Genomic DNA, 10,247 nt, shown 5'->3' with positions numbered 1-10,247 from the left:
TGGGGAGTGGGGGGGAGGGCGTTGGGAGGTGGGATCAGATGGTCGGGAGTCGGGAGTTGGGAATCGGGAGTCGGGAGTCGGGAGTCGGGAGTCGGGAGTCGGGAGGCGGGAGTCGGGAGTCGGGAGTCGGGAGTCGGGAGTCGGGAGTAGGAAGTCGGGAGTCGGGAGTCGGGAGTCGGGAATATGGCATCAAAAATTCTCGCATTTGTATTTGAGTTGTAAACATAATCCCTCAGGCAAGAGGCAAGAGCCAAGAAGCCACAGGCAAGAGGCAAGAGCTATATAGAGATTTTTGGCAATGGAAAAAACTGTAATCGCTGTTTACAATTCATTTAGAAACCCGATACCAATCCAGGGATTTTCCTTAATGCATATAAAATTAAATTTGTCAACCCACTTTACTGAACTTTTAGGGTAGCCACAATCTCCTAGAAGCCTGTGGTAAATTTAACTCAAAGACTGCGGAAGCTTCCCGATCGCAAAGGTTGGGATAAGAAGGATTCCGTTCCCCAATTCTCATCAGTCAAGGGTGTATCTGATTTTTATTCAACCGCTGGGAATCTAACTAGCTAGCTCCGGATTAGGTAGCGCTAGCCTTGTATGAATACCTAAACATCCCATGAGGCAATTTAATTTGTAATCAGAGTTAAAACTTCCTTCTGCTGATGAAACGCTTTTTTCGCAAGACTTTTGCCCATCTACCCAAAAAAACTCCTAGGTCACAGCCATCAGATGGTCACTCTAGCGCTAATCAAGCCTCTACTTCTGTGAGGTGTGATACTAAAGCAGATCATCGTCGGCATTCGTTCCAAAGATATTCTTTAGTCCTGCTATTATTCCTCAGCTGTAGTATTTCCATTGGGTTAAGCACAGGTTTAGTGTATGCCCAAAGTGATGGCAGTACCACCGATTCCAACAAAACCCTACGGGAGAGTACCATCGAGGAACTCAAGGAAAAATCTCAACCGACCTTTGCTTTACCTTCCCCACCAACTAAAGCTCCTGAGATCGATGCTCCTCCTGCTGGTCAGTACATCCTAGAATTCAATCGCAGCCCAGTAGTAGGGTCTCGTCTTAGTTTAAGAGGCATCTATGACGAGGCGCGGCTAGGGTTTACTCGTCCCCGAGATTGGCAACTCAAATCTGTCAAAGCCTTGATTCGCTTTCGCCATTCTCCAGCCCTCTATGCCACTCGCTCTAATCTTACCGTTCTAATTAATGGTGTTAGCGTTGGCAGTATTCCTCTCAACCGCCAGGAGGGGGAAATTGGGAATGTGCTCTTTAAGATTCCTATCGACCAACTCCGTAACTACAACCAAATCACAATTGCGGCGCTACAGAATAACTCTCCTACCTGTACTCAAGACCCCTATGATCCTTCCCTATGGACAGAAATTCTGCCGGATTCAAAAATAGTCTTTGATTTTGAACCCCAACCGGTTTCTCTAGACTTCAATCGCTATCCTTACCCGATCTTTGATGACCTGAGCCTAGAACCAAATCAAATTACTTATCTGTTGCCCAAGGAGATTAATGATAATTGGTTAACTAGCACTGCTCGTTTCCAAGCTTCCTTAGGTAGGCTAGCGGATTATCGTCCCCTGAAGACTTCCTTAGTGAAATCTGTCAAAGAGGCCAGTGGAACGGGGATTAATCGCTTTTCTGGTAATCGGTTGGTAATCATCGGCACACCAGAACAACAGCCAGAACTCAAATCCCTGAAACTACCCCTTCCTGTAGCAAACAATCAGATTATCGATGCTAAGGAAAAAGCCTTACCACCCGATGTCGGGGTCTTAATGTTAACCAGCACTCCTGGCAATCAAGCCGCAGTATTGGTAGCAACAGGTAATGGGCCAGAAGGAGTGGCGAAAGCAGTGCAGTTTTTAGTGCAATCCCAAGACCGTCAAATTGGTACCAGTCAAGTGATATTAGTTGAAAAGCTCGACGAAGTGCCAACCCCTGCACCCCGTGATTGGCCAGACTATTTACCTCTAGAACCCACATTCAAGGTCAGCGACCTCAAAACTCCCTACAATCAGCCGATTGAGGATATCACAGTCAGGGGTTCTGATTCCCCACCCATTACGATTAACTTCCGGGCATTGCCGGATGATAAGTTTGAGGGGGATAACTATATGAACCTAATTTATAGCTACAGCCCCCAAATTAATCCCAAAACCTCAGTAGTGGAAGTCAAGCTAGATGGCATTGCCCTGATCGGCAAAAAGCTAACTTCCATCGATGGTGGAACTAGAGAATCCCTGAGGATTGCCCTGCCTAATGACAAAATTACCCCCTATTCTAAAATCCAGGTGGATTTTCGTCTTGATGCTCGGGAACGCCGCTCCTGTAGCAAAGTAACTGACCAACAGCTTTGGGGTACCTTGCACAGTGATACAAATTTTCAACTCCAGCGCACCAGTGTTGCCAAAGTGCCAGATTTGGGGTTGCTGAAAACGGGTTATCCCTTTGCTGCTCCTCAGGATTTATCCAATACCGTTATTGTGCTACCAAAAGACCCCTCAACTAGTGTACTGATGACATTACTAAAGTTCACTAACAGATTGGGACGGTTAAGCAAAGCGGAATCAATCCAGTTATCAGTTTACACCAAAGATTCTTTACCCACTGAGGAACGCAGTGACCATCATCTGGTAGGAATTGGTACTCAAGATAAATTTCCTTTGCCCGAAATTTTATCCTCTAGTGGCTTGAAATTAAAAGATTTCTTGACACGGCAGCGCAGTGATAGTCAGATTAAAACCTGGTCTGATCATGATGGGGTGATCAAAGAAATTATCTCACCATGGAATAAAGAACGGGTGCTGCTTGCTCTAATTGCTCAAACCGAAAAAGGCTTAGATAAAGTCCAATATTTATTAAACCAAGACCCACTCTTCTATCAAATCAAGGGAGACACAGTACTGATTAGTGCTAACTCTGAAAATCCCAATATTTATGAACAAAATTCTTATAATATGGAGTTTTTCCAGGAAAAGCGAAAGCGTCAACTGGAAAAACCTGAGTTGACTCAGCAAATTTTTAACTTCATAATAAGAAGTTGGTTGATGTTAGCTCCAGCTATTATAGCTGCTACCATGATTAGTTACGGTGTTATTCAGTTTTATCTACAAAAAATGGCTAGGGATAGAAATTAATGACTATTCCATTTTTAAAGATTAGGTCAAAACCGGGTCAAAAAGGCTTGGTGACCACACCCCAACAGCGAGAGAAACTAACAGTCTGGGTAGTGGAAGACTTCCCCTATATATTTGACCAGATTTTACAGTGGCTAAGTCGTCGTCAATTGCTGTTGCTAATTGGATCTTTACTATTGCTATTCATTCCTCTAATTACTGCTCGCCCACCAATTTGGCAACAAGGGTTGCTTGCTTTAATTGTGTTACTGCTGGGACGGGTGATTATTCAGATGGAGGAAGATAAACCCAATCGTAAAACCAGTGAATATCTCCACTTATTGTTGGTTTTACTTAGCGTTTTTACTAGCCTACGCTATTTTTATTACCGCACTCGATATACCCTTAATTTTGAAGGGTGGCTGAATATCGTTTTTTGCTTGCTGTTGTATGGAGCAGAATTCTATGCGATCGCCACCTTATTTTTGGCGTACTTTCAAACCTTAAAAATCAAAGAACGTCAAGCGGTTAGTTTAGAAAATATTCCCCAAGAGGAGTGGTTTAGGGTTGATATTTACATTCCTACCTATAACGAAGATATCGAAATTGTCCGCAAAACAACCTTAGGGGCTGTAGCCATTGACTATCCGGCTGATAAAAAATCGGTTTATGTCCTTGATGATGGCAGAAAGTATCCAGAGCGTAGGGAAAAGTTGCGCCAAATGTGCGAGGAGCTAGGCTGCGAACTACTGACTAGGAATAACAATGATCATGCTAAAGCTGGCAATATCAATACGGCTTTTCACAATACCAAAGGAGATTTAGTCCTTATTCTCGATTGTGACCACATTCCCGCTAAAAGGTTATTGAAGGAAACTGTTGGCTTCTTTTTTAACCCTAAGGTTTCCTTTGTCCAAACACCCCACTGGTTTTATAACCCAGACCCCTTTGAGCGTAATCTGCTCACAGAAGGCAGAATACCTGTGGGTAATGAACTGTTTTATAAAGTGCTGCAAAAGGGCAATGATTTCTGGAATGCAGCTTTCTTTTGTGGGTCTGCGGCTGTGATTCGGAAAAAGCACGTGCTGGAAATCGGAGGTATTGCTACCGAAACAGTTACCGAAGACTGCCATACTGCGTTCCGTCTCCACTCATTGGGTTACGAGTCGGTCTATTACGACAAGATTATGGTGGCAGGTTTAGCGCCAGAGAAATTTTCGGCCTATATCGGTCAACAGGTACGTTGGGCTAGGGGAATGGCTCAGATTCTGCGCCTGGAAAATCCCTTGTTCAACCGGAAGGTGAGGTTGAGCCTACCCCAACGGTTGTGCTACACGAGTGCCACAGCCCACTTTTTCTTCGGCTTCCCGCGATTGATGTATGCGATCGCACCCACTCTATTCTTATTATTTGGCATCAATTCGGTTAAGGGTCTGGGTTTTGAAACCTTGTGCTATGCTCTGCCTCACGTTATTTTATCGATGCAGACCAACCACATTCCCTACAAGCACGTCCGTTTCTCCTTCTGGAACGAGATTTTTGAATTTGCCCTGTCATTCCAGGCGGGAATTGTTACCCTCTTAGCTCTGATTAATCCTAAGTTAGGGTCTTTCAATGTTACCGATAAAGGGATGAATGTTACCAAGCGCAGCTTTGATTTTGATTCGGTCAAGTACCTGGTGTTAGTGACAGTAGTGGCTACTGCTGCCTTGTTAACTGTACCCCTGTGGCTATGGTTAAGACCGGAGGATAGCCAAGCGGTGATTGTTAATGTGTTTTGGTCTATCTTTAACTTAATCCTGCTGATGGCTGCTTGTCTAGTTGCTTTCGAGCAACCCCAACTCCGTCGTTCCCACCGGATGCCAAGGAAGTTAAAGGCTGTGATTCATACTCCACACCACAGTTGGAGAGGTGAAACCGTTAATATTAGTGAAAGTGGCGTCCAAATTCTGCTGAATACCAGACCCAACATCCCTGATGAAATCAGAGTGGAACTCGAAGGAGACTACGGACACAAGTGCTTGGTCCGAGGGCGGGTGATGCGAGAAGTTGCCATGGGGGAGCAGGTGAGGCTATATGTTGATTTTATTAATCTCACCCGTACTCAGCAAGATGATCTGGTGTTAGTTATTTATTCTGATGTCAATGAGTGGTATTCCCAGAGACGATCTGAGACAGACCATCCTCTGGAATCCCTTAAGTTTATTGCTACGAGTATCAGACGAGTCTTCCGTGAATTCCGACCAGCTAAAGAGACGAAGGTACGTCAAAAGATTCAAACGGCGGTGCAATTATATTGGGATTACTGGAAAAACTATTCCGTTAGCGCGACAATCACGGAAATTGGAACTCATGATTTACGGTTGGAATTAGATGGCAGGCAGATTAGCAATCTCGATATCATGCAGGACACTAAACCCATCGTCAGTTTACTGGTAACTCAAGAATCTAATAACTTAAAAGATATTAGTTTTTTGGCTCAGGTGCAAACTATAGAGCCAGTTGATAGCGGATCTGTTAATTCGATTGCGATCGAGTTAAGTTTCCCACAATCAATGGAAGAGCAGCAACAGCTCAAAATTCGACAGCTTCTGTATAGCTTGGATTGATAGTAAATGGAACAAGGAATAGGGAAAATGAACCTCCTGTTTCTAGACCTATTATAGTAACAGGTGTAATAACAGGTGTCAAGGCAAAATGAAAGATAAAACAGTGATGATTAGGTTGACTGACTTTGAAAAGCGACAACTTAAACAGGAGGCCGAACGCGCCCCGCGTGACCTACGGTCAATCGTAGAGGGATGACTTCCTCCGAGTTGCTCAGAAGCTTGATAGCTCGTTTCCCCGAACGCGCCCCGCGTCGGCGAAAGCCGAATCCCAAAGACCCTGTCCGCGATTCATCCCTGGAGACGAAACCGATAGATAGGGTCGCCAAAATCGGCAAAGTTTTCCGTTCGCCTACGGCGAATTTAATTCGCCACGGGTCACACCTGTTTTACCCATAACCGACTAACCATAAAGGCGACCCTATCCTTACGGTAACTTTAAACACTCATGGCGTAGCATTGAGATGTGGGGCTTCTCGCGGAGTCAGCTAAAATTCAGGTAACATTGTAATGTGGATTGGTCTGATTGAGGTAACTAGACCGATTTTTTTTTACCCTAAATTGCTGCACTCTCTACCAAATAAGCTTTTTCGGCTATTGTGTCACCCCCTGATCCATAAAACCTAACACCTACGACCTTAACTGTTAGTAAATCACAATATTCTATTATAGCAGAATAAACTATAATCAAAACCGTATATGAACCTTGAAGACGCTCTGGAATTCGCCAATGCCTTAGTGTTTGCCAAATCGGGGAATCATCTCACTGATTTACAGCAAGCCTTAATTGAGGCATCTTGGTCTTGGAAGCGTCAGAGTTATGATACTATTGCAGATACCTATGGCTATGCCCCGACTTACCTCAAACATGATGTCGGTCCCAAGCTGTGGAAACTTCTCTCAGAGGCTTTGGGGGAAAGAGTCAGTAAAAAGAACTTTCGCTCAGCAATCGAACGAAGGTGGCGCAGTGAACAGGAAACGATCCCCTCGAACCAACCAGTAACTCGACAGGAAACAGATGGGATTGGCCTAAGGCCACGCTACAGGAACGCAAAACCACGTCAAGATTGGTCAGAAGCCGTTGATGTTCGTTTCTTTTATGGAAGACAATCAGAACTAGCCCAGTTGCAGCAATGGATTCTGAGCGAACACTGTCGGCTAGTGGCCTTGTTAGGTATGGGCGGCATGGGCAAAACCTCCCTCTCCATCAAGCTTGCCCAACAACTCCAAAACCAGTTTGAGTTTGTTATTTGGCGCTCCCTACGTAATGCTCCTGACCTATCAGAGATTTTGACTCAGTTGCTGAGATTTCTATCCAATCAGCAAGACATTGATTTACCAGATACCACAGACGATAAAATTTCCCGACTGCTGAATTATTTACGCTCCCACCGCTGTTTGCTAGTTCTCGACAATATGGAGACAATTTTACAAGGGGGAGCTCAAAGCAATGCTGCTGGACATTATCAAGCTGGATATGAAGAATACGGTCAACTATTGAGACGGTGGGGAGAAACCTCCCATCAAAGCTGCTTAGTACTAACCTCTCGGGAGAAGCCTCAAGAAATTGGACTGCTAGAAGCAGAAGTTCTACCTGTTCGCTCCCTACAACTAAGTGGCTTAACAACCGCTGAAGGACAAGAAATTTTTAATATAATCGGGTCTTTTAAAGGTGAAGAAAGGGAATGGAATCAGTTAATTACAGGGTATTCTGGTAATCCCTTAGCTCTAAAAATTGTGGCCACAACAATTCATAAATTATTCGCGGGTAATATTGCAGAATTTTTAAATCAAGATGCGATAATATTCGGTAATTTTAAAAATCTTTTAGATCAGCATTTTGCCCGATTAAGCGATCCAGAACGAACAGTAATTTTTTGGCTCGCCATCAATCGAGAAGAAGCCTCATTTGCTGACTTACGAGATGATATATTCCCTCCTGTCCCACCCCAACAACTGATCGACACCTTGGAATCCTTAGAACAGCGATCGCTTGTGGAAAGAAAAGCGTCTCTGTTTTCCCTACAACCGGTGGTGATGGAATACGTAACTGAACGCTTGGTTGAGCAAATTTGTGAAGACATTATTGCTGGGGTAAGCGCCATTAATAACACTAATAACTGGGAAAATTACCTATTTAGAACTCATGCTATCCTCAAAGCTCAGACCAAAGATTATCTTATAAATACTCAAATTCGTCTAATTATCAAACCCATTGTAGAGCGTCTACAGATTGCTTTAACTGGTAAAGCTAACCTAGAAACCCATCTAAATCAGATTCTCGACACTCTTAGAGGCAAACCTGCCTTAGCCATTGGCTACGCTGGTGGAAATATTATTAATCTCCTTTGTCAACAGCAAATCTGTTTAAAAGGCTATGATTTTTCAAGAGTTACCATTTGGCAAGCTTATCTACAAGGGGTGGATTTACAAGATGTCAATTTCGCTCACTCCGATTTATCTAAGTCAGTGTTTACTAAAACCTTAGGAGTAGTATTTGGGGTAGCGTTTAGTCCTGATGGTAAGCTTTTAGCTACTGGAGATGTGGAAGGTCAGTTGCGTTTATGGCAAGTCGAGAATGGTAAGCCAATTTTAATTTGCAAAGGTCATACTGGTTGGGTTTGGTCTGTTGTCTTTAGTCCTGATGGTAATACCCTAGCCAGTTGCAGTAGTGACAAAACTATTAAACTATGGAATGTCAGCACAGGTCAGTGTATTAAAACTTTAGAAGGCCATACCAGTTCTATTTGGTCAGTAGCATTCAGTAGGGATGGTAAAACCCTAGCCAGTGGTAGTGATGAATCAACAGTAAGGCTTTGGGATGTAAACACTGGTGAATGCCGTCAGGTATGTCAGGGACACACCGGTCAAGTCCTTGCGGTGGCCTTTAGTGCAGATGGTAAAACCTTAGCCAGTGGTAGTGATGACCAGACAATGAGACTGTGGGATCTTAGTACTGGTGAATGTCGCCAGATCTGTCATGGTCATACTAATCGGATTTGGTCTGTTAATTTTAGTCCCGATGGTGCTATCTTAGCCAGTGCAAGTGCTGACTTTACCATTAAATTGTGGGACCGATGCACAGGTGAATGTCTCAACACCTTAACTAACCATAGCGATAGAGTAAGGTCGGTGATGTTTAGTGCAGATGGGCAAACCCTAGTCAGTGGCAGTGATGACCAGACGGTGAGACTGTGGAATGTCAGCAGTGGTGAATGCCTGAACTACCTACAAGGACACACCAATTCTATATTTTCAGTGGCATTTAATCGGGATGGTCGCACCGTAGCTAGTGGCAGCAGTGACCAAACCGTACGTCTATGGAATAGCAACACAGGTCGATGTCTTAAAATTCTACAAGGATATACTAATTCTGTATTTTCAGCAGTATTCAGTCCCAATGGTCAACAATTAGCCAGTGCCAGTACTGACAAAATGGTCAGGTTGTGGGATGTCAGTAGTGATAGCTGTTTAAAGAGACTGGAGGGACACACCGGTTGGGTGACTTCTGTGGCATTTCATCCCAATGGTGAAATTCTCGCTAGCAGCAGCGCTGACCAAACCATACACTTGTGGTCAGTGAGAACAGGTCAATGCCTGAAAGTATTGCGCGGTCACTCCTATTGGGTGCAATCCGTTAGCTTTAGTCCTCTTGGTGAGATTCTTGCCAGTAGTGGTGATGACAAAACCATCCGGTTATGGGATGTCAATACTGGTGAATGTTTTAAGATATTACGGGGTCACACCAGTTGGATTTGGTCTGTTACCTTCAGTCGAGACGGTCAAACCCTAGCCAGTGGTAGTGAAGACGAAACCATACGCTTATGGAATGTCAGCAGTAGTGAATGTCTCAAGGTTTTACAGGGTCACACTAGTCGAGTACAGTCGGTAGCGTTTAGTCCTGATGGCAAAACCCTAGTTAGTAGCAGTGGAGACCAAACTGTTCGGGTTTGGGATGTTAGGACTGGGGAATGTGTCAGGATTTTACGAGGCCATAGTAAAGGTGTCTGGTCTGTCGCCTTTAGTCCTGATGGTGAATTGATTGCCAGTGGTAGCTTAGATCAAACCATTAGGCTTTGGCAAGCAAGTACGGGTAACTATCTGAGAACCTTACATGGTCATAGGAATTCAGTACGGTCATCGATTGGGTTTAGTCCTGTAAAACATCAAGATCACCAGGGTAGGTCTGATCAAGAACAGGTGAGCAGTTATTGGCTTACCAGTGGCAGTAATGATGGGACTATTAAAGTTTGGGATACTCACACAGGTCAGTGTATTAAAACCCTGATTCCTGATCGACCTTACCAAGGTATGAATATCACAGGGGTTACGGGTTTGACCCTAGCACAGAAGTCAGCACTGGAAGCGTTGGGGGCGCTGAGTTGATCTAGAGAAGATGGGAACGAAACACGAGTTCAAATTGGGTGTCAGGGATTCGCTGACGGGATCCTTCTGTATAAGAGCAAGTGCGGTAGCGACCGATGATTACCCATTGGGTTGG

5 protein-coding genes are annotated in these 10,247 nt (G+C 44.3%); 4 read left to right on the top strand and 1 reads right to left on the bottom strand.

Annotation, left to right across the window (positions count from 1 at the left end):
• On the bottom strand, positions 1-275 hold a 275-nt coding region (locus F6K49_RS30240; protein ID WP_293102527.1), incomplete at its 3' end, for a hypothetical protein.
• Between the two features lie 163 nt (positions 276-438).
• Here F6K49_RS30240 and F6K49_RS30235 point away from each other — a divergent pair.
• The 4 genes from F6K49_RS30235 (at position 439) to F6K49_RS30220 (ending at position 10,132) form a co-directional block, all read left to right on the top strand.
• The gene (locus F6K49_RS30235; RefSeq protein ID WP_293102524.1) at positions 439-573 is read left to right on the top strand and encodes a hypothetical protein; all 135 of its coding nucleotides are present in this window, start codon (positions 439-441) and stop codon (positions 571-573) included.
• Between the two features lie 92 nt (positions 574-665).
• The gene (locus F6K49_RS30230) at positions 666-3,161 is read left to right on the top strand and encodes a cellulose biosynthesis cyclic di-GMP-binding regulatory protein BcsB (protein ID WP_293102521.1); all 2,496 of its coding nucleotides are present in this window, start codon (positions 666-668) and stop codon (positions 3,159-3,161) included.
• Positions 3,161-5,749: a UDP-forming cellulose synthase catalytic subunit gene (bcsA, locus tag F6K49_RS30225; RefSeq protein ID WP_293102518.1), complete on the top strand. Its 2,589-nt coding sequence runs from the start codon at positions 3,161-3,163 to the stop codon at positions 5,747-5,749. Before F6K49_RS30230 ends, bcsA begins: the two co-directional genes overlap by 1 nt.
• A 696-nt stretch (positions 5,750-6,445) precedes the next feature.
• Positions 6,446-10,132 carry an NB-ARC domain-containing protein gene (locus F6K49_RS30220; RefSeq protein ID WP_293102515.1) on the top strand — a complete coding sequence of 1,229 codons (3,687 nt, stop codon included), beginning with the start codon at positions 6,446-6,448 and terminating at the stop codon, positions 10,130-10,132.
• The last annotated feature ends 115 nt before the right edge of the window (positions 10,133-10,247 follow it).

Source organism: Moorena sp. SIO3I6 (genome assembly GCF_010672095.1).
This window is presented reverse-complemented; position numbering and strand designations above follow the sequence as displayed.